This window comes from Pseudoalteromonas sp. CuT4-3, assembly GCF_035666335.1.
GTDB classification, from domain to species: domain Bacteria; phylum Pseudomonadota; class Gammaproteobacteria; order Enterobacterales; family Alteromonadaceae; genus Pseudoalteromonas; species Pseudoalteromonas atlantica.
This window is the reverse complement of sequence record NZ_CP142031.1, coordinates 448,892-469,534: the sequence shown is the minus strand read 5'-3', so window position 1 is coordinate 469,534 and position 20,643 is coordinate 448,892. Positions and strand designations below refer to the sequence as shown.

18 protein-coding genes are annotated in these 20,643 nt (G+C 40.6%); 6 read left to right on the top strand and 12 right to left on the bottom strand.

The window, feature by feature from the left end; genetic code table 11:
• Positions 1-12: 12 nt before the first annotated feature.
• From VOI46_RS19005 to VOI46_RS18990, 4 genes are all read right to left on the bottom strand, one after another.
• Positions 13-1,191, bottom strand: a complete 1,179-nt coding sequence (locus VOI46_RS19005; RefSeq protein ID WP_324738285.1) for an MFS transporter — start codon at positions 1,189-1,191, stop codon at positions 13-15.
• Entirely contained in the window at positions 1,188-2,507 is a 1,320-nt protein-coding gene (locus tag VOI46_RS19000) for a SidA/IucD/PvdA family monooxygenase (protein ID WP_004586283.1), read from the bottom strand. Before VOI46_RS19000 ends, VOI46_RS19005 begins: the two co-directional genes overlap by 4 nt.
• Entirely contained in the window at positions 2,507-4,045 is a 1,539-nt protein-coding gene (locus VOI46_RS18995) for an aspartate aminotransferase family protein (RefSeq protein WP_004586284.1), read from the bottom strand. The genes VOI46_RS19000 and VOI46_RS18995 overlap by 1 nt, the downstream gene beginning before the upstream one ends.
• Before the next feature lie 359 nt (positions 4,046-4,404).
• Positions 4,405-5,082 carry a haloacid dehalogenase type II gene (locus VOI46_RS18990; RefSeq protein ID WP_004586285.1) on the bottom strand — a complete coding sequence of 226 codons (678 nt, stop codon included), beginning with the start codon at positions 5,080-5,082 and terminating at the stop codon, positions 4,405-4,407.
• 150 nt (positions 5,083-5,232) lie between these two features.
• On the opposite strand from VOI46_RS18990, the gene VOI46_RS18985 reads away from it, so the two are divergent.
• Together VOI46_RS18985 and VOI46_RS18980 are read left to right on the top strand one after the other, a co-directional pair.
• On the top strand, positions 5,233-5,586 hold the full coding sequence (locus tag VOI46_RS18985) for a DJ-1/PfpI family protein (RefSeq protein ID WP_004586286.1): 354 nt from the start codon (positions 5,233-5,235) through the stop codon (positions 5,584-5,586).
• Between the two features lie 126 nt (positions 5,587-5,712).
• Positions 5,713-5,859: a hypothetical protein gene (locus VOI46_RS18980; protein ID WP_198288820.1), complete on the top strand. Its 147-nt coding sequence runs from the start codon at positions 5,713-5,715 to the stop codon at positions 5,857-5,859.
• 117 nt (positions 5,860-5,976) lie between these two features.
• On the opposite strand, the gene VOI46_RS18975 is transcribed toward VOI46_RS18980, so the two are convergent.
• The gene (locus tag VOI46_RS18975) at positions 5,977-6,768 is read right to left on the bottom strand and encodes a dioxygenase (protein WP_004586288.1); all 792 of its coding nucleotides are present in this window, start codon (positions 6,766-6,768) and stop codon (positions 5,977-5,979) included.
• Positions 6,769-6,954: 186 nt separating this feature from the next.
• On the bottom strand, positions 6,955-7,710 hold the full coding sequence (locus tag VOI46_RS18970) for a glucose 1-dehydrogenase (protein WP_004586289.1): 756 nt from the start codon (positions 7,708-7,710) through the stop codon (positions 6,955-6,957).
• A gap of 298 nt (positions 7,711-8,008) precedes the next feature.
• Here VOI46_RS18970 and VOI46_RS18965 point away from each other — a divergent pair, with 298 nt between their 5' ends.
• Together VOI46_RS18965 and VOI46_RS18960 are read left to right on the top strand one after the other, a co-directional pair.
• Positions 8,009-8,914 carry a LysR family transcriptional regulator gene (locus tag VOI46_RS18965; protein WP_004586290.1) on the top strand — a complete coding sequence of 302 codons (906 nt, stop codon included), beginning with the start codon at positions 8,009-8,011 and terminating at the stop codon, positions 8,912-8,914.
• 1 nt (position 8,915) lies between these two features.
• Complete coding sequence (locus VOI46_RS18960) at positions 8,916-9,863, top strand: LysR family transcriptional regulator (protein WP_004586291.1); 948 nt, start codon at positions 8,916-8,918, stop codon at positions 9,861-9,863.
• Positions 9,864-9,926: 63 nt separating this feature from the next.
• Here VOI46_RS18960 and VOI46_RS18955 read toward each other — a convergent pair whose 3' ends face one another.
• Entirely contained in the window at positions 9,927-10,934 is a 1,008-nt protein-coding gene (locus VOI46_RS18955; RefSeq protein ID WP_029771784.1) for a zinc-binding alcohol dehydrogenase family protein, read from the bottom strand.
• Positions 10,935-11,139: 205 nt separating this feature from the next.
• Entirely contained in the window at positions 11,140-12,024 is an 885-nt protein-coding gene (locus VOI46_RS18950) for a LysR family transcriptional regulator (protein ID WP_273604499.1), read from the bottom strand.
• A 111-nt stretch (positions 12,025-12,135) separates the two neighbouring features.
• On the opposite strand from VOI46_RS18950, the gene VOI46_RS18945 reads away from it, so the two are divergent.
• Complete coding sequence (locus tag VOI46_RS18945; protein ID WP_004586294.1) at positions 12,136-12,861, top strand: amino acid racemase; 726 nt, start codon at positions 12,136-12,138, stop codon at positions 12,859-12,861.
• A 26-nt stretch (positions 12,862-12,887) separates the two neighbouring features.
• Here VOI46_RS18945 and VOI46_RS18940 read toward each other — a convergent pair whose 3' ends face one another.
• A complete protein-coding gene (locus tag VOI46_RS18940; protein ID WP_004586295.1) occupies positions 12,888-14,138 on the bottom strand; it encodes an NADH:flavin oxidoreductase/NADH oxidase family protein in 1,251 nt (416 codons plus the stop codon).
• Between the two features lie 87 nt (positions 14,139-14,225).
• Between VOI46_RS18940 and VOI46_RS18935 the strand changes: the two genes are divergently transcribed.
• Entirely contained in the window at positions 14,226-14,630 is a 405-nt protein-coding gene (locus tag VOI46_RS18935) for a MerR family transcriptional regulator (RefSeq protein WP_004586296.1), read from the top strand.
• Between the two features lie 34 nt (positions 14,631-14,664).
• On the opposite strand, the gene VOI46_RS18930 is transcribed toward VOI46_RS18935, so the two are convergent.
• The 3 genes from VOI46_RS18930 to VOI46_RS18920 all read right to left on the bottom strand — a co-directional run bounded on the left by VOI46_RS18930 (position 14,665) and on the right by VOI46_RS18920 (position 20,567).
• Positions 14,665-14,841 (bottom strand): hypothetical protein, encoded by a 177-nt coding sequence (locus VOI46_RS18930; protein WP_004586297.1) that lies wholly within the window; start codon positions 14,839-14,841, stop codon positions 14,665-14,667.
• Between the two features lie 160 nt (positions 14,842-15,001).
• Positions 15,002-16,468: a DNA recombination protein RmuC gene (gene rmuC / locus VOI46_RS18925; RefSeq protein WP_004586298.1), complete on the bottom strand. Its 1,467-nt coding sequence runs from the start codon at positions 16,466-16,468 to the stop codon at positions 15,002-15,004.
• Positions 16,469-17,423: 955 nt separating this feature from the next.
• Positions 17,424-20,567 carry a DEAD/DEAH box helicase gene (locus tag VOI46_RS18920; protein WP_004586299.1) on the bottom strand — a complete coding sequence of 1,048 codons (3,144 nt, stop codon included), beginning with the start codon at positions 20,565-20,567 and terminating at the stop codon, positions 17,424-17,426.
• Positions 20,568-20,643: the final 76 nt, after the last annotated feature.

The following is a 20,643-nucleotide window of genomic DNA, read 5'->3' as shown; positions in this document are numbered from 1 at the left end:
TCTTTTTAATTATTAAGTGGCTGTGTGTGCAGCTTGGCCAACAAATTTAACGCGCCATAGCAAAATAGCGCCAAGGCTTGCAAAGCCAATGGCAGCAAAGTAAAAAGGCACGGTGGTATTAAAATATTCCACACTCATACCCACTAATAACGACGCTAAAATAACGCCAATATTTTGCGCAACATGTACTTTGGCAAAATCACTGCCGTAGTGAGCAGGCTCGCTTTTAGCAAATAGCATCACTTCTAATAAAACCATGACCTGAAACAATGCTATACCGTATAAAACGCGAGAGCTGACCACTAACCACACCGACTCTTGCGCCTGTAAATAAAGCCCAATAGCGCCAAAAATAAGTGCGCACAATAGCGTGCTAGTGCGGCTAAGCGTAGGAAGAGGTAAGTGCTGCCTAAAGAGGTTAAACAACAGCATTAGTAGGGCTGCAAAAGCAGGAATGGCGTACACAAGCGCACTTTGGAATGCACTGTTTTGTGCGCTCATACCTTGCCAGTGGGTAGTAAAAAACGGCCTAATTAAAAACGCACTAAAGTAAACAACCACGCTTATAAAACAAAATTGCCAAATAAAGTACGGCGTGCGAGTGCGCGGTTTTTCGCTTTCAATCGCGTGCTGATAAATACCTAGCTTTAAGCTCACCATTAAATAGGCACACAACAGCACTTGTATAACATCGCCCGCAGCACTTAATAACAATGCATAACGCGGTGCATTTATACTAAAAAAGTACCCGCCCACTAACGCGCCGCCAATAGCACCAAAGTGCATAAGTACCGAAAACAAGCCAATAATAGAAAGATGCTTACTTTGCTGCTCTAAACGCAGTGCAAACGGGTAAATAAGCAGGTAACTGGCTTTAAGCACCAACATAAGCTGATAATAAAACCAAAACTCCCACACGTTAGTTGCAAAATAACAAAGTAAACCAAAGCAGGCGGCAATAACTTGCGTTACAAGCCAAAGAGCCAGCTCGTGGTATTTTTTGGCAACCTTTGCCCACAGGGGCAACGCGAGCATAACGGTAATACAACAGTTAGCTACAAACACGCCAATAAGTGTGGGGTTACTTACAGAAAATTCGCTGGCAAAAAATTGCGGATAAAACGGCAGTAATAAGGTGTCGCACACGACCGAAATAACCGTAAGCAAAATAAGCGCTAAACGTAAACTCATGCGGCGTTACTCTTTTGCTGTGAATGGGTTTCTACATCGCTTAAATCAAAACACTGAAAAGCAATTTTTTGTTCAACCTGATACGGCGCATAACCGAGTATTTCGCGCAAAATTATACTGTTGCGATAACACGCCATGCCTAAATCGGGGGTTACAAAACCATGGGTGTGCTGCTCTGCATTTTGTACAAATATACGTTTTTGTTCGCTATCTACCGCATACTCGCGGCTAACTAAGTAGCGGCCTTGCTCATCTTCTGGGAGTTGCTGTGCAATGGGGTTTAAAAAAGCAGGGCGCTTGTATTTAAAGCCCGTGGCACAAATTAAGTAATCGGTTTTTATTTCAAAGGCTTCATTTAGCTCTTGATGATAAAACTCAGTGACTAAGCAACCAGCACTTTTACGTGTATTGGTAAGCTTGCTGTTAGTTTTAAATGTGGTAGATATGGGTCCATCTAGGCTTTGCGCGTAAAGGGTGTCAAAAATGTCATTAATTAAATCGCCATTAATGCCTTTAAATAAGTTTTTTTGATTTTGATTAAGCCAATCTCGTTGCTCAGTTTTTAAATTATAAAAGTAATCAACATACTCAGGAGAGGTCATTTCAAGGGTGAGTTTAGTGTATTCCAGCGGAAAATAACGCGGCGATCGCGCAATCCAATCTAGTTGCAAACCTTGTGGCACAGCTTGTTGTAATAAGGTGTGATAAATTTCAGCCGCACTTTGTCCTGCTCCTACAACCGTAACGCGTTTAGCAGCTTTTAGCTCATCAAGGCGGTGGCAAAAATCACTACTGTGCAGTACGTTATTTGAATTACTTTGCACTGCGCAATCAGGAATATATGGGGCAGGGCCGGTGCCAAGCACTAAGTGGCGCGTAACATAGTGTTGCTCCCCATTAGGGGTTTTACAGGTAACGGTATAGCACTCACTTTGCTGGCAAAACTCAACCTTAGTTACACTTTGCTCAAAGCTTACGTTACTAAGTTGCGAGCACACCCACTGGCAATAGAGATTGTATTCTTTACGCAGTAAAAAAAAGCTCTCGCGAATATAAAATGGGTATAAGCGATTATTAAGCTTGGCATAATTTAAAAAACTGTACTTGCTGGTAGGGTCTGCAAGAGTCACCAAGTCAGACATAAACGGCGTTTGTAAAGTAACACCTTCTAGCATCATGCCGGGGTGCCAATCAAATTGACTACGCTGCTCTAAAAATAAGCTTTTAACACCCTCCAGTGGCTCACTTAAACACGCTAACGACAAATTAAACGGGCCAAGGCCAATGGCTATAAAGTCATAAGGTTGGTTACTCATTATTTTTGCTCCTTATACGTTTGCCACGCAATAGCACTAATTTGTTCAAGCACGGCGCGCACATCGCTCAATTGGCACTGGGCATTAAGTAACGTAAATTTAAGGTAATGACGGCCGTTAACTTTTGTGCGCGCAATCATGGCTTCACCAGTATTTAAGAATGTTTGGCGTACGTGCAGGTTTAGGGTGTCGAGTAAATCGGGGTTATGTTTTAGCTCCTCTGGCGCAAAACGAAATACCAATGCGCTAAGTTCTGGGTAATTTATAACTTCAAAATCAGGGTGGTCGTTAAGCACAATGTGGGTTTGACGAGCAAGGCCAATTACTTTATCAAACGCTCGCCCAAGTGGTGCTTCGCCCATGGTGCGCAGTGTTAACCACAGTTTTAAGGCATCAAAACGGCGTGTGGTTTGTAAGCTTTTATCAACTAAATTTGGCGTGCCATTGCCGGCCTCAGCAAGCGGGTTTAGATAGTCAGCGTAAAGGGTAATATGGCTAAAGTGGCGTTTGTCACTTAATAAAAAAGCACTGCAGCTAACCGGCTGCATAAACGATTTATGGTAATCAATGGTAATTGAATCTACTTGTTCTATGCCGTTTAAAGCACTTCGGTGATGCTCGCTTACCAATAATCCGCCGCCGTATGCGCCGTCAACATGGCACCAAAGCTGCTCTTTTTTAGCAAGTTTTGCTATGTCTTCAACAGGGTCAATTGAGCCAAAATCGGTTGTACCTGCGGTAATTACCACAGCGATAGGTAAATCGCCCTTAGCTTTAGAATCCGCAATTGCGTGGTTAAGTACGTCCATATCCATTTGCATTTTATTGTTTGTAGCCACGGGCACTACCGCGTTATAGCCAAGGCCCAGTAATGCCGCTGCCTTTTGAATACTAAAATGCGCAACCTCAGAGCAATAAATACGAAAACGTGAGGCTACTTCAGGCAAGCCTTGCAGTTTTACTTCATGATTAGGTGCATAGCGGCTCACTGCGACTTCGCGAGCAACAAGCATGGCCATTAAGTTCGATTGCGTACCACCACTGGTAAAAACACCATCAGCAGTGCTAGGTAATTTTGCTTTTTCACAGCTCCAATCTATTAATTTTTGTTCAATAAGGGTCGCGCCAGCGCTTTGATCCCAGGTGTCTACCGACGTATTGATTGCGCCAATGATGTGCTCTGCTACAACTGCAGGGTACGTAACGGGGCAATTTAAATGCGCCATATAACGCGGATGATGAAAATACACAGCGTGATCTAAATACACACTTTTAAGCTCGTTTAATACGGCAGGAAAATCAGCAAGAGGTTTGGCTAAATCTACATCATTTACAGTGGCGGCAAGTGTATTAACAGACACGCCAGAAAACGGCTTTTGCGCTTTAGCCATAGCTTGTTGTACAGCCGAAAGCCCCTGCAACGACGCTATTTGGTAGTTAATAAACTGATCGAGATTAAATTGAGGAGGTAACCCGTTTTGCTCAAATAATGCTTTATTTTCGACAGGGCTAAGCTGCGCCGATTGTAATTGTGACATATTCGCTCCTTGGTTGTACTTATATTGGGGCTGAGGATCTTAATGGTAACAATTTGCATTTACAATAATGATTAAGGGTTAGATATAGGTTTATTTTCGCAATTAGGAGTGACTGATTAGTTATAAGGAATTACTTTAAAAACTAACAAAGTATAAAATGAGCTAAGAGAAGGTGCCAAAATGTGTGCTAAATAATGACAGTTTGTAAAATAGTACGATGGTTGAAATATAAGAGATGAGAGAGGGTAGTAAAAAGCTAACGTATTATAAGTGGGCAGTACCACTATAAGAAGTAAGCCCCCTTTACAACTCGGTTAAACCTTAAGTGCTAAAGAGAGATATAAAAGTAAAAATGCAGCTTAATTGATATCTTCAAGCTTATTTTTTAAATCCACTAGATCGGTGGCTACGGTGGTTGGCTGAATTTCCCACGGATCAAAAATAGAATCCTCAGAGCGTTTTATCCATGCTCCGCGCATACCATGTGAAATAGCGCCGGTAATATCAAACGGGTTACTCGAAATAAGCCACGTGTTTGCGCCCGTTGAATTGGTCTCGCGTAAGAAATGGCTGTAAACACCTGGGTTTGGCTTAAATGTTTTCATATCGTCGGCACTTACTACACCTTCAAAAAGCTCACTAATACCTGCAGTTTCGAGCAATTTATTAACCGCGTCCGCAGCGCCATTAGAAAATGCAAACAATCGGTAATTTTGCGCTTTAAGTTGCTCAAGGCCTTTTTTAACATCGTCAAAGGCCGGTAAAATTTTATACTGATCAAGCAATTGCTGCTTCTGATCGTCACTAAGCTGCGTTTTATGCGCTAAACACGCGTAATCGAGGGCATGTTTGGTACATAACGAAAACGGTATATAGTTTTGCATCAACCCACGCCTAAACGAATACTCTAATTGTTTTTCGCGCCATGTATTTGAAAAGTTTTGCGCGTTATTGCCTATCATATCTTCAAGTAAAGACAGCACGCCGTGAGTGTTTATAAGCGCACCGTATACGTCAAATGCGAGTGTGGTTGCCATGTTTGCTCCCAATAATTTTAAGATACTTGTAAGTTAGTCGTTTTGAGCTTAACTTACTTTGAACGATTGCTCAAATTAATAAAGTTTACAACACGATTGCAGCGCCTATTATTTAAAAACGATACAAATTAAAGGACTAAATAACATAGTATGAAAATATATTTTTTAATTTACGACAAAGTTGAAGAGCTGGATTTAGTTGGTTCTTGGGAACTAATAGGCCTGCTGGCAGAAAAGGGGCTATGTGAAAAACCCAAATTAATATCGCTAAATTCTATGACTCCCTCAGGTGAGCACGGCATGCGTTTTAGTGCCGATTATCCTTTTACTGACCCAGTGCAGCCCGATGTATTATTTGTACCTGGCGGTAGTGGTGCACGTATAGCAATGGAAGACCTTGACGTTATTAATTATCTTAAAAAAACAGCTGAAAACTGCCACAGTGTTTTATCTATTTGCACTGGTATGTATTTAATGCAAAAAGCGGGGCTATTTAAGCATTAAAAAGTAACCACCCACTGGGCTTTTCTAGATCACCTTAAAAAAGATAACACTGTAACCGTAGTTGAAGAACGCTTTGTAAAAGATGGCAATATTTGGTCTTGTGCGGGTGTGTCAGCAGGTATGGATATGTGCCTTGCTTTTATTGCCGATTACTTTGGTGAAGATGTTGCCTCCACCATACAGTTAGACGCAGAATACTATCCGTCACCAATTATTTATGGTGACGCGCATAAAAATAGCGCCACATCTAATTACATTAAAAAGCTGCGTTAAAGCCCACTTTATAACTTTATGTTGGGCTTTGCTGCTCTTAACCCAACATACGCTTTGTAAACCCCCATTACACTTTGATTAAAAAAACACAAGGCGCTTGCAGCGTGCTGATTAAAATTAATAAAACTTATAGGTATCAAGCGCTAAAATATCCAGTTCAATATCACTAAAGAGTTTTTCAACTTGCTTGCCGCCTGCGCCCAAAGCAGCAAAGAGTGGTAAAAAATGCTCTTGGGTAGGGTGGTTAAATAACACGTGAGGTGCATCGGCTAAGTAATTTAAAAGTGCGGGCGTGTCTTGCGCTAAAAGCTTATATTCAACCCATTGGGTAAACGCTTTTACCATTTGTACACGGTTAGGTGTAGCAGGGGTTTTAAACACTTCTCGTAGGTTGTGGCTAATGCCGCCAGAGCCAATAATTAATATATTATCGTCACGAAGTGGGGCAAGTAACTGCCCATATTCATACATGGCTTTTGCGCCTAATCGAGTATTTATAGACACTTGTACAATAGGAATATTTGCCTGCGGGTACATTAAGCGCAGTGGTATCCATACACCATGATCCCAGCCTTGGCGTTCATCAAGTATTGCTGTAATGCCTTTATTTTTAAATAGCGTTGCAATATTACCCGCAAGCTCAGGATGACCTGGAGCTGGGTATTTAATGTTATACATATGCGCAGGAAAATTATAAAAGTCGTGAATGGTTTCAGGCGCTTGCCCTGCGGTTATTACAATATTATGAGCCGCTTCATCGTGGGCCATATCAAAGTGCGCCGAAAAAATAACAATAGCGCGTGGCGTGTTGAGTGACTTGCCAAGCGCTTTTAAAAAGTCAGACGTTGGCGATTGCTGTACGGCCATAATAGGTGAACCGTGAGAGATAAATAGTGCAGGTTGAGCCATGGTAATACCTAAGGGTTTTATTAATATCCCCGTATTTTATTGGCTTTTATTTTGTTAATAAATAAAGCGCCCATTGAGATATTATAAATACAGTATTGTTAAACTGATTTTTATTTTCCCCCACGTTAAAAAGCCGGTGCGTAAACATCGGCTTTTAAATTAACACTAAATAAGCAATCAGGCGTGTTAGTAGTTAATTGCACCACCATCAACATTAATACATTGTCCGGTCATAAAATCGCTGTCTTCACTAGCTAAAAAGTAAATAGGACCAAGTAAGTCTTCAGGTTCCATTGCACGTTTTATTACTCGTGAGCCTAGTGTGCTATTTTTAGCTTTATCAAACTGTGCGTTATTTTTAACGCCTTCGCTTTCGGTTAAGCCAACTAATAGGCAATTAACTAAAATATTATCGTTAGCAAGCTCAGTGGCCAACGCACGTGTTTGCCCAACAACCGCGCCTTTAGATGCCACATAATGGCAAAACATAGGTGCACCGCGTAAAAATGTACCCGATGCAATGTTAATGATTTTACCGCGACCTAATTTACGCATGCTAGGCAACACTGCTTTGGTACACTGAAAAGGCCCACGTGCATTTACGCGCATAACTAAATCCCATTCGTCTTCAGATATTTCCCAAAATGGTTTAAGCTCAAGCGCAGCAAATATAGCAGCATTGTTAACTAATATTTCAACCGGGCCAAATTCAGCTTCGGTTTGTTTTACCATGGCATCTAACGATTCACTATTCGTTACATCTACTTTGCAGCCTATTGCTTGGCCGCCAGCGGCAATAATTTCAGCTACAGCTGCGCTTGGGTCGGCTAAATCAGCAAGCACAACTTTAGCGCCTTGTTGAGCTAAACCTTTTGCATAAGCAGCGCCAATACCTTGTGCTGCACCAGTAACGATGGCTACTTTGTTGTTTAATCTTTTCATGGCTTTATCTCTTAGTCATTAATAAAAATATAAGCGTGCTTATTCACGTACAGCGATACTGCATTATTAATAAACCCGACTTGGCGTTAGAATGGATAAAAAGAAGCGTGATTGCTGCAGTAGCACGTATTAACTCCATTTTGTTGTAAATAAATAGTTATTTACGCAAAAAAATGTGTTTATAACGCTATAAAAACTCACTAACTGTGCAAAAATGCGATGTGTGGACTTTAACTGTTTTTATAAACATAATTAATACGATCTTTATTTAAAAATTATAAACAAGGCATTGCTAATAATGGATAAGCTAACCACCATGAAGACTTTTGTAAGTGTTGTACAAGAGGGGTCTTTTTCTAAAGCTGCCGATAAGCTCGATATATCGCCGCAACTTGTGAGCAAGTATGTGTCTGCGCTAGAAGAGGGGCTTGCTACCCGATTACTGCACCGCACCACGCGCAAAGTAAGCACTACCGAGGCGGGAGATCACTATTTTACCCGCTGCTTACAGGTACTAGACGATATAGACGACATGGAAAATTCGCTCGATAACCTAAACGAAAATGTCTCAGGTGTGCTCAGTATTAGTGCCCCTATGTCGTTTGGGGTTAAGCACTTAGCACCGCTATTGGTTGAGTTTCAAAAGCGCTATCCAAATTTAAAATTAGATCTAAACCTTACCGACCAATTTGTTGATATTGTTGAGCAAGGTATTGATATAGCGCTGCGCATTGGGGTTTTAAAAAGCTCTTCACTTATTGCTAAAAAAATAGCGCCTATTAGGTTAGCGGTATTTGCCTCTCCTTCTTATTTAGCGCAGCACGGCACGCCTACTAGCTTAGAAGAGCTGCAATCGCATAACTATTTACGCTACGCACACACCGAGCCCACAAAAAAGCTACGTGGAGCGAACGAGCTTAAAAACGAGTTAAAGCTTGAAAGTAACCTAGTTGCTAACAATGGCGACCTGCTACTCAATGCCGCTATAGCAGGTGGCGGTATTGCCATGCAGCCAACATTTATAGCTGGTGAGGCGCTGGCACAGGGTAAAGTAGTACGTATATTAAAAGACTACGAGCCTGAGCCAATAGGGCTTTATATGGTGTACGCAAACAGGCAGTTTTTACCCAGTAAAGTGCGCGCGTTTGTTGATTTTGCGAGCAATTATTACACCGATACACCTTATTGGGATTTAGGAGAGTGAGATGTCAATCACCAACCAATTAGCGCTATTTGTTGATGTAGTACAGCAAGGCTCATTTGCAAAAGCCGCGGCCCTGCACGATATGGACAACTCATCGCTTTCAAAGCAAATTAAAAAGCTAGAAAGCAGTTTAGGTATACAGTTACTTAATCGCTCTACGCGCTCGTTTTCGCTTACCTCCGCAGGAGAGGAAATACTCCAGCAAGCGCATATTTTAATTGATACGCTCAGTGATATTCATAGCATTGCCGACTCCTACCAAGCAAAACCTAAAGGTATTTTGCGTATTACCTCGGGCATGTTTTTTGGGCAGCAGTATGTGCAGCCGGCCATTAATTTATTTATGCAAAAGTACCCTGAGGTAAAAATAACCCTCATGCTTGATGATAAGCGCAACGATATTATTGCCGACCATTACGATTTAGCATTTAGAATTGGCAAATTGAATGACTCCAATCTAATGGCAAAAAAAATATCTGATATGCACTTTGCTTTGGTTGCCTCTAATGACTTTATTGCACGCCATGGTATGCCAAGCACACCTGAAGAACTTATCGCCTTACCTGCGGTGGTTTATGGCAATGGCGATGTAAGCCTAGATCAAATAAAATTAAGCACCCAACCTCATGGTGATGAATACAAAACTCATAAAATGAAAGGCAACTATAAGGTAAGCGATGTACGCGCCATGCTTGATGCCACAAAAGCGGGTTTAGGGTATGTGATGCTAGATTTATTTAACCTAGAAAAACCCATAGACGAAATGGGGCTAGTGCCGCTATTAACTAATTATAAGCTTAGCGCATCGGGCGCCGGTATTTACGCGCTGTATCCTCACCGTAAACAAACACCACTGGTGAGCGAATTTATAAAAACTGTACAAGAGTATATTGGCAGCCCTGCATTTTGGGTAAAACATATTCCTAATTACAACAAGTTATATAAATAATAGCCACAAAAAAGCCCCGTTAGGGCTTGGGTATACTCAAAAAAACTATATTAGCTAAAGGCCTTAAAAGCCTTCTAACACCACTTTACCTTTAGCGGTTTGCGATTCAAGGTGCTGATGCGCTTTGCGTAAATTGGCTGCATTAATTTTACCTAAGTGCTCACCTACCGTAGTTTTAATTTGCCCTTGGTCAATCATAGTGGCTACGTTATTTAAAATAACGTGTTGCTCTTGCATGTCGTCGGTTTTAAATAACGAGCGAGTAAACATAAGCTCCCAATGTACCGACACGCTTTTGTTTTTAAATGGCACAATATTAAGTGTTTCAGGGTCATCAATAAGGGCAAATTGACCTTGTGGCTTCACTACTTTTTCAATTTCAGGTAAGTGCTGCTCTGTATTGTTTAAGCTAACAACGTAATCCACTTCGCTTAAGTTTTTAGCTGCAAATTCTTCACTTAACGGGTTACGGTGATTAACAATAGTGTCGGCACCTAAATCTTCTAACCACGATATTGTTTCAGCACGAGAAGCACTGGCAATAATATTTAATTTAGTGCGCTGCTTTAATAGCTGCACCATTATTGAGCCCACACCACCGGCGGCACCAATAACTAAAATGCTTTTAGAATCATCGTTTTTAGCTACGTTTAAACGGTCAAACAATAATTCCCACGCAGTAATGCTGGTAAGCGGCAATGCTGCGGCTTCGCCATACGAAAGCGAACTTGGCATATGGCCAACAATACGCTCGTCAACTAACTGAAACTGCGCGTTACTGCCTGAGCGCGTAATGTCGCCTGCGTACCATACTTTGTCGCCTGGCTTAAAAAGCGATACGTTTTCGCCAACCGATTTAACAACCCCAGTTGCATCCCAACCAATTACTTTATACTCGCCCTCAGCTGCTGGCATTGCTTGGCGAATTTTAAAATCAACCGGGTTAACCGATACCGCTTTAACTTCTACTAAAATATCGTGGCCGTGTGCTGTTGGCGTTTCAAGTTCAATGTCTTGTAATGATAATTCGTTTTCGATAGGTAAACTTTTTTGATATCCAATTGCTTTCATGGGAGTTGCCTCGTTAGCTAGTTAATACTCTGTGTTGATGACGCTATTTTGGCCTTATCAAGAGTATTAAAAAAGAGACAAAACACCCAATTATTATGGAAATAAAACTCCATAATAAAATAGGTAAATAATTAAAATTCAATTGCACATAGCTGTTATCGTTTTAAATTAATAATACCTTATTAACTGTAACGGGGGTTTACAGTTAGGTTATATTTAGCTCAGTTAATTTATTCCACGCACTTTCGCCACCGGGGTGCAAAGCCGCATGATACCTATACGCATAGTAAGTTATTGGCACGCAATGGTGCTCATTCCCTACAACTACCAAGGTATTATTTTTAAGCTCGTTCGATATAACGTAGTCGGGCAGCCAGGCAATACCATTGCCCGCTACAGCGTGCACTTTTAAAAGCTCAGTCATGGATGAAACAAACACCTTTTTAAGCTTAGCGCCCGATATAATAGGCTCTAACTGCCGCCCCATGTAGGAGTCGAGGCTGTAGGCTAAATGCGGTATAGGCGCTGCGCTTTCTAGGTTATATAAGGCTTTACCTTGCTCGTCACAGGCGCTAACAGGTAATAACTTAGCATTACCTATTTTTTGATGACTAAACGGCGGCAGTTTAAGGCGTTCGTTATCAAAGGCAATAAGTAAGTCGCATTCACCTTGCTCTAGCGCTTCGGTGGCTTTATCTACGTCTATAGCCTCTAAATTAAGTACAATGTCGCGCTCATCTTGCGTTTGAAAGTTAGCGAGTTGTAAGGTTAAAAAACTCGCTAAAGAATGTGCGGCTGCAACCTTTACAGAATAATTTTGCTGCACCGATAACTCCTCAAGCATGCTAACCGAGGTATTCATTTGGTTAACTAAATTACGCGCCGTTATATGAAATATTTTACCGCTTGGGGTAAGGGTTATAGGCAAGTTTTCTCGGTCGATTAGGGCTGCGCCAAGGGCGTCTTCAAGGGCTTTTATACGCCGACTAAATGCAGGTTGCGTAATATGCCTAAGCTTTGCCGCTTGCGAAAAGCTTTTTGTGTGCGAGAGCGTTAAAAAATCTTCTAACCATTTACTTTCAATATTCATAGCGACCACTTAGTTATGCAATTTGTGCATGGATGTTAAAATAATAGCATTATTCAAACTAAATAAAACACTATAAATTAAGCCTATAAACTCAATAACCGGAATGCAATCATGCTTAGAACTCTTGGCGTATTAGGTGGAATGGGGCCTTTGGCTACCGCCTCATTTATGAATCAGGTAATTGCGCTATCGCCCGCTAAAAATGATCAAGAGCATATACCTATGTTTATAAGGAATATCCCGCAAATTCCTGACAGAACAAAATTTTTAATGGGTCTTGAAGACGAAAACCCATTTTTTGAGCTTAAAAAAGGCTTTAAAGAGCTAACAAGCTTAGGTGTAAGTTGTATTGTTATTCCGTGTAATACCGCGCATTACTGGTACGACGCGCTCACTAAAAATGCCGATGTACACACCATTAGCATTGTAAAAAGTGTTATAAAACAAGTAAAAGCCACGGGCAAACAAAAGGTTGGTATTTTAGCCACTACCGCTACGCTTAATATGGGCATTTACCAAAATGCGTTTAAGCAGCACAATATTGATTTTGTTGAACCAAACACTCAGCAACAAGCAGCCATAATGGATGGCATAACCGCCGTAAAAGCGGGCGATTTAAATAAAGGTCGCCACTTGTTAAGCAAGGCATACGACTTAATGCTTGCTCAAGGTGCTGACTGCGTGTTGTTTGGCTGTACAGAAATACCGCTTGTGTTAAATGAACAAGCCAAACACTCGCCAGACACCTGCCTAGATACCATTGCTATTTTAGCGCAAGAGTGCGTTAACTGGGCATATGCGAACGCCCATCAATCAACGCTCTCAAGTGTGGCATAGAAAATATCAGTTTAAACTAGAGCTAATTAATTTAGCTCTTTTGCAAAGCGTTTTCGATAGCGCTTTGTAAGCTTTGCAGCGCGTATTTGGTCACTTATTAAAGTAAAAATAGCCGAGGCATTTGCTTTAACGCGTTTGCCTTGGCCCACTCGGCGAATTTGCCTTTTTACCAGCGCCATAGCGGCAAGCCCTGCAAGGGTTTTGTCTTTAAAGGTAACGCGCGGCATTAACAGCGGCTGCACTGAATTACTTTGCCACGCATTAACTAAATTAGGTTGATAAGCCAGTGCCGTGGCCATACCAACGAGCGCTACGCCTGAGCTAATTACTTTATTTGCCACATCTAATCGGCTAATGCCACCGGTGGTCATAATGGGTATGGTTGATTGCTCGCTAATTGCTTTGGCAAATTCCAAAAAGTACGCCTCACGTGCAAGTGTACGTTCATCACCCGTTGTTCCTTGCATAGCCGGTGCTTCGTAACTGCCGCCTGAAAGCTCTACAAAATCAAGCTTTAATGCACTAAGCATATTAACAACTGCTTGCGCATCATGCGGCTCAAAGCCGCCGCGCTGAAAATCGGCTGAGTTTAACTTAACCGATACCGAAAAACCGGCGCTGCATTGCGCTTTAATACTGCGTGTTATTTCAAGTAATAATCGCGCGCGATTCTCAAGGCTACCGCCCCATTCGTCATCACGCTTATTAGTTAGTGGAGATAAAAACTGCGCTAATAAATAGCCTTGTGCAGCGTGTATTTGCACGCCATTAAAACCTGCTTTTTCGGCCTGTTGCGCTGTATGGGTAAAACGAGCGATAACATCACTAATCTCGCTTTTATCCATAGCTGTTGGCTGGGCAAATAAGTGAGAGTGCTTACCCATATTAAGCGCAATATCAGAGGCACTTAGCGCTTTACCGCCCATTTTTTTAAATACTTGGCGGCCAGGGTGATTTATTTGCATCACAATTTTACAGTCGTTTTGTTGCCCTAAACGAGCAAGCTCTGCAAAAGGCGTTATATCGGTTTGCTGCTCAAGGGCAAGGCCGCCAGGCCCTGTCATTGCAAGGTGGTCAACCATAACATTGCCGGTAAAAATTAACCCGCAACCGCCTTTTGCCCATTCGTTGTATACATTTTTAAGCACTTGCGATGGCGTTAGGTCGGCCTCTGCGAGGTTCTCTTCCATAGCGGCTTTTACTACTCGGTTTTTAAGCGTTAAACCGCTTGGTAGGGTAAAGGGCGTAAATACAGCAGATTGTTCAAACTCAGACATACATATAAACCATAAATTGACATTACAGGCACTATAACCTTAAAGTCAGCTTTAAGGTCAACCCGCTTTTTTATAGTAGAGGCAATAATGAAAATAGGTGAACTAGCTAAGCACTCAGGTATTGCAGCAAGCACCATACGGTATTACGAAAGTATAGGGCTGCTGCCACCCGGTACGCGAAATAACAACGGGTATAGGCAATACGACAAAGCCAGTGTAGAGCAGCTTAAAATGATTAAGTTTGCACAAAGTTTAGGGTTTTCGCTTGAAGAAATCCCCTCCCTGCGTAAGCCTAATGAGGAGCTAGATCACAACGCCATTATTGAGCGCCTCACTCAAAAACAACATGAAGCTAATGCACTAATAGAGCAGCTACAGCGTAAGTCAGAGCGTATTGGTAATTTAATTACACTGCTTAATGCAAACTGGTCTAATGGAGAGTGTATTGGCGATGAAAAAATAAATGAGTTATTAAATGAGGTGGAGTATTAAAGGCGTAAGCGAGTACATGTGAGCTTTAGTTGTATTAGTTTTGCGGCGCTTTACCATGAAAATTGATATAAAGCTTTTGTAAGTTGACAGGCACTAGAGGCCAACCAACCGCAATAGTATGAGAATTTGCGCCCCAAAATAATGTTTCTACGTAATATACGTCTATGTATTCAATTACTTTTGCCTCAGCGTTTACTAGCTTTTCAGCCATAAAACTTAAATAACGCTATTTTTGCTCCACAGTACCAAGAGCAAAAATAGCGTCTCTATCCTCATAATTTATAGGGGTTAACGCTAACCTTTGCGAATTGAGTAAGGGAAAAACCATTAACCTTCCTTTTAATGTATAAAACAGTAGAGATAAATCGAATTTAATCTAGCTCTAATTGGGCTTTTTCTACGCTTTCGTTTGGTAGCTCTTTTTGAACCGATACACCTAGCTCTTTAAATTCTGAAGCTTGTTTAATTAAGTTACCTTTACCACGGTAAAGCTGTGAAAAGGCTTTATCGTAGCTTTCTTTTGCGCGGTCTAGTTGTTTGCCAACACCTTCCATACTCGTTAAAAAACCATTGAGCTTGTTATAAAAGCGCTCTGCACGATTCGCCAGCTCTTTAGAGTATTTGGTTTGCTCTTCAAAGCGCCACAGCTGTTTAACAATATTAAGGCTTGTAAGCAGAGTCGTTGGTGTAGCAACTAAAATGTTTTTTTCGATAGCTTGTTGGTAAATATCGCTTTGATATTTAAGCGCCTCTACAAATGCAGATTCTATAGGCACAAACATAATAACTACTTCAGGCGAATTTATACCAGGGAGACGATCGTACGATTTACTGGCAAGCTCGTTAATACGCGCGGTAACAGCATTTACATGCTCTTTAATTGCTTGGCTAGCCTCTAGCTCGTTTTCGGCATTAACGTAGCGGGTATAAGCGTTTAGCGATGTTTTAGCGTCAATCACTAAGTGGCGGCCCTGAGGTAAATACACCACTACGTCGGGGCGCAGTCGACCGTCTTCGGTATTAAACGATACTTCGCGTTTGTAGTCAGTACCCGCACGCAGGCCTGCGCTGTCGAGTACGTTTTCGAGCATTAGTTCGCCCCAATTACCTTGGGTCTTTTTTTGCCCTTGTAAGGCATTACTAAGTTTATCGGCTTGCTCGGTAATAGCTTGGCTTTTAGCTTGCAAGTGCAGTAGCTCAGTTTTAAGGGCAGCACGTTGTTTTAAGTCTTCAACGTGAATCGATTCCATTTTATCTCTAAAGCCTTTTAGCTCCCCTTGAACTGGCTTTAATAGTTGCTCAATGCTTTCTTGATTTAGGGTTTTAAAGCTTTGCGATTTTTCTTCTAAAATTTTATTAGCTAGGTTTTCAAACTCTTTTTTAAGCACATTTTTGCTTTGCTCTATTTGTGCAAGCTGCTCGGTAAAGTTTTGCTGCTTTTGCTCAAGCGTAGTTCGCATATTATTAAGCTCAATATCGCGCTGGTTATATTGCTCTCGCAAGGCACTAAGTTCGCCTTCGGCTTTACGCCAAAAGTGGTTGTATTGAACACTTTGTTTTTCTTGCTCACTAAAGCGAGTTTTAAAATGCTGCGCTTCATCGCGTTGCTCTTGATGTGATTGCTCGAGCAGCTCGTGCTCATCAAATAAGGCGGTGTATTGCAGCTGTTTATTGTCGTACTGGTTTTGTAATAACGATAACTGTTGCTGTTGCTCGCTAATGTGTTGTTTTAATTTATTACGAGAAGGGAGCGACACTAGGCCATATAGTACGAGCCCTGTTGCAAGCCCTGCGCTGGCACTTAACCAATCTATATGCGTTAATAACTGAGTAAACATAAAATAAACTTATAAAATTTAGAGACATGCCATCATAACGAATAAAGGTAGTGGGGGGTAGGGCGTAACATTTACTAAAGGCATAAAAAAAGCCAGCTAAAAGGGCTGGCTCAATCATTACTAAATTTAGTAACCAATCAGGGAAATCAACATGAAACTTGTGATAACTGCAATTAATCAACAAGCGTAATAGTAGACGCCACTCATTAAATTAAGTTCACATAAAAATATAAATAATTATAAAAACTAAAATGTGGGCATAAAAAAAGCCAGCTAAAAAGGAGCTGGCTCAATCATTACTAAAATTAGTAATTAAACGGGGTAAATCAACATGAAGCTTGTGTTAACTGCAATTAATCAACAAGCATAATAGTAGACGCCGCACACTAAATTAAGTTCACATAAAAATATAAATAATTTAAAAACTAAAATGTGGGCATAAAAAAAGCCAGCTTAAAAGGAGCTGGCTCAATCATTACTAAATTTAGTAACCAATCAGGGAAATCAACATGAAGCTTGTGATAACTGCAATTATTCAACAAGCATAATAGTAGACGCGCCCTTTTAAATTTAGTTCAAACTATTTATAAAAAATGCAATTTAAGGTGTTAATTACAGGCATAAAAAAAGCCAGCTAAAAGGGCTGGCTCAATCATTACTAAATTTAGTAACCAATCAGGGAAATCAACATGAAGCTTGTGATAACTGCAATTATTCAACAAGCATTATAGTAGACGCGTGTTTTTAAATTTAGTTCAAACAATTTATAAAAAATGCAATTTAAGGTGTTAATTACAGGCATAAAAAAAGCCAGCTAAAAGGGCTGGCTTAATCATTACTAAATTTAGTAACCAATCAGGGAAATCAACATGAAGCTTGTGATAACTGCAATTATTCAACAAGCAATATAATAGACGCCGTTTGGTTAAATTAGTTCACATGCTAAGTAAAAAAATTAGCTTTTTATAAGTGATAACATTTGCTGCTCATCAAACGAAGTAAAGCTCATTGATTTATCGGTAAATAATGCATCAACTAGCGCTTGCTTATCTTGCTGCATTTTAAATACCTTTTGCTCAATTGAATTGCTCATAATTAATTTATAAACAAACACTGGATTTGTTTGGCCAATACGATAAGCACGATCGGTGGCTTGTTTTTCAACAGCAGGGTTCCACCATGGATCAAAGTGAATAACGGTATCGGCTTGAGTTAAGTTAAGCCCAGTACCGCCTGCTTTTAAACTGATTAAAAACACCGAGGTTTTGCCACTGGTAAATTCGTCAATAACTTTGTCGCGATGACGCGTTTGCCCAGTTAGCATACTAAATTTGATATTTATATCGTTTAAACGCTCTGCAATTAAATCGAGCGCAGAGGTAAATTGACTAAAAATAATCACTTTACGACCAAGGCTTAGCATTAACGGTAAATGCGTAGTTAGCCATTCTAATTTTGCTGAACCTGCTTGTGTTTCTGGCTCAATTAATTTTGGATGACAACAAATTTGCCTTAGCTTTAGTAGCGCTTCTAAAAATGCGAGCTTACTTTTTTGTGCGCCTTGCTCAGCAAATAAGTCGATGAGCTTTTCTTCTAGGGCGCGCGTAATACCTTGGTACATATCTTTTTGCTTAGGTTCAAACTCAAACTCTTTTAACAGCTCTGTTTTTTGTGGCAGCTCTTGAGCTACCTGCGCTTTTGTGCGGCGTAATATAAACGGCATAATAAGCGCTTTTAGTTGCTCAGCTCGCTCTGAATCGGCTTCGCGCTCAATAGGTGTTTGAAAGTGCTGTTTAAAGTGCGCTTGCGAGCCAAGTAATGAAGGCATTGCAAAGTCGAGTAACGATTTAAGCTCAAACAAATTATTTTCGATTGGCGTGCCGCTTAAACATAACTTAAAGTCGGCATTTAAACGCTTAACTAAGCGCGAGACTTGTGCAGTATCGTTTTTAATATATTGCGCTTCATCTAAAATAATATTTTCAAAATAAAGTGGCGAGTAATAAGCAATATCACGCTTTAATAATGGGTAAGTAGTTAAAATACACTGCGCTTGCGCTAAATGTTGTAAAGGCTCATTACGTTGCGAGCCAAAAATAGTGGTTACTTTAAGACTTTTAGCAAATTTGGTTATTTCGTTTTGCCAATTACTTACCAAACTTGTAGGGCACACTATAAGAGTAGGGCCCGCTTGCGGGCGATTAAAACTGCTGGCTAAAAAGGCGATAACTTGTAGCGTTTTGCCAAGCCCCATGTCATCAGCAAGTATGCCACCTAATTGGTGGCGCTTTAAAAAGCTAAGCCAATCAACGCCTTGTTGCTGGTATTCACGTAGTGTTACCGAGTCATTTAAACCGTGTAAGGGCACCACGGGCATTGCCTGCTCGGTGTTGTTTAACTCATCAAGATAACGCTCCAATGAGTCATCATGAAGATCTATAGTAACTGCGGTATGCTTTACCAGCTCAGGTAAATAAGAAAGCGGGATATTAAATTCATCGCGTGTTTTAACAAATTCAAAACGTTGTTTAAATTCGGTCAGTAAATTAATGGCGGCTTTACTAATAACACCAAATTGACGCCCAACAGGGTAGTAATAAAACAGCTCACTTTGACGATTTAACGATTGATACGTGGCATCATCGGTATTAAAAAGTACAGCGGCTTTGGCATCACTTAATTGCACTTTACAATGCATTTGGTGACCTGCAGCACGGTTTACATCGAGTGTAACGTGCCCTTGGGGGTCGGCTACATTTACTTTAGTTTGAGTTACCTGCCAGCCACGCTTTTTAAAGCCAGGGAATACTTCGTAAACAAGCCAATGTAAATGTATAGGTGATTGTTTATTAAATATAAACTCACTTTGTAAACCCCCTTTACAAAACTCAAAACCTAAATTTACTAACTCATTTGTTACTGTGTTTTCAAATGCACTATTTATTAAGCTCGCGGGTGCTGTTCCCGCTAAATAATTTTTATTTTTATATTTAAATAATAGCGAAACTTTAAGCCCTTGCTCATCCATAGTGGCTTTTAAAACAGCATTACCAAGTTGCTTAACATTGACTTGTTCGTTATTCGGATGCGGAATAACACCGGCGCCAAAATTGTCGGCAAGTTGTTTATAAATGCGATCAAAATTAGCATCGTGCAGTGCGGGAATAGATTGTAAATGAGCGATTTCGTCGGCGCTAAGCTGTGTTCTGATCCGGCCTACTTTAAAGTGATCGAGGTCTAAATAAGCGGGCGGCGTGGTTTTTATCAATGCCCAATTTTTACTGTGTTCAAGCTCAATAATTAATTGCGATAACTCGTTTTGCTGCTGCCAATTAAAGTTAAGCGATTGCCCAGTTTGCGCTTTAATAGCAACACGAGAGCGTTGTAAAAATAAACGATCGGTGGCAATTAATTGTTGTAGAGCGCTAAAGCCCCATTGACCTTTTAGCTCTAAATTACCTACTGCATTTTGTGAGCGAATCCAACTAAAGAGTCTAAAGTCACTTTCGAGCAAATCGTTTGGCGTTACAAAGCTATTTAATTGTTGCTCAGTTAAATTGCGCCCGAGCGTGTAATTATTATTTTTGTCGTAATTGGCAATTTTTGGCGTTAAAAATACTTTATTGTTTTCAATGTCTAATACAAATAAAAGAACTTGCGAAGGAGCTTTAGCATCAACACTTTTAAGTGCTGTCAGTTCACTAAACCAATCGTTAATAAAGTAGTCTTCTCCGTATTCACCTGAGTGCTCTATTTTAAGTTTAAATAATACAGCGGCTAAGTGCCTACATTTGGTTTTAGCATTACAGGTACAATGCGTATCAACAGAGTAACCAGTAGGTACTTTACTGATCTCAATGCGTTGGTTAAATGCTGATCCGGTGTCGCCTTGTACCGTTGAATCAATAACAGCAAAATCACTGCTGTGCTCTAACCAACTAATTTGGTCGTTTTTATAATACTCTTTGCCTTTATCGAGCACGTTGGGCCTAAACAGCTTTTTTATAAAGCGCTCAGAAAGAGGGAACAAGGTTGCCTGCTCATTTTTTATTTCTTCAAAAATAGCCAGTAAATCATTTTTTGATAAGTTAGCAGACATGTCACTCTAAGTATTAAATTTTTAAAATAATTCTGCCAGTATATTCTTTAACTGCGCACAGCAAAAGCAATATTAA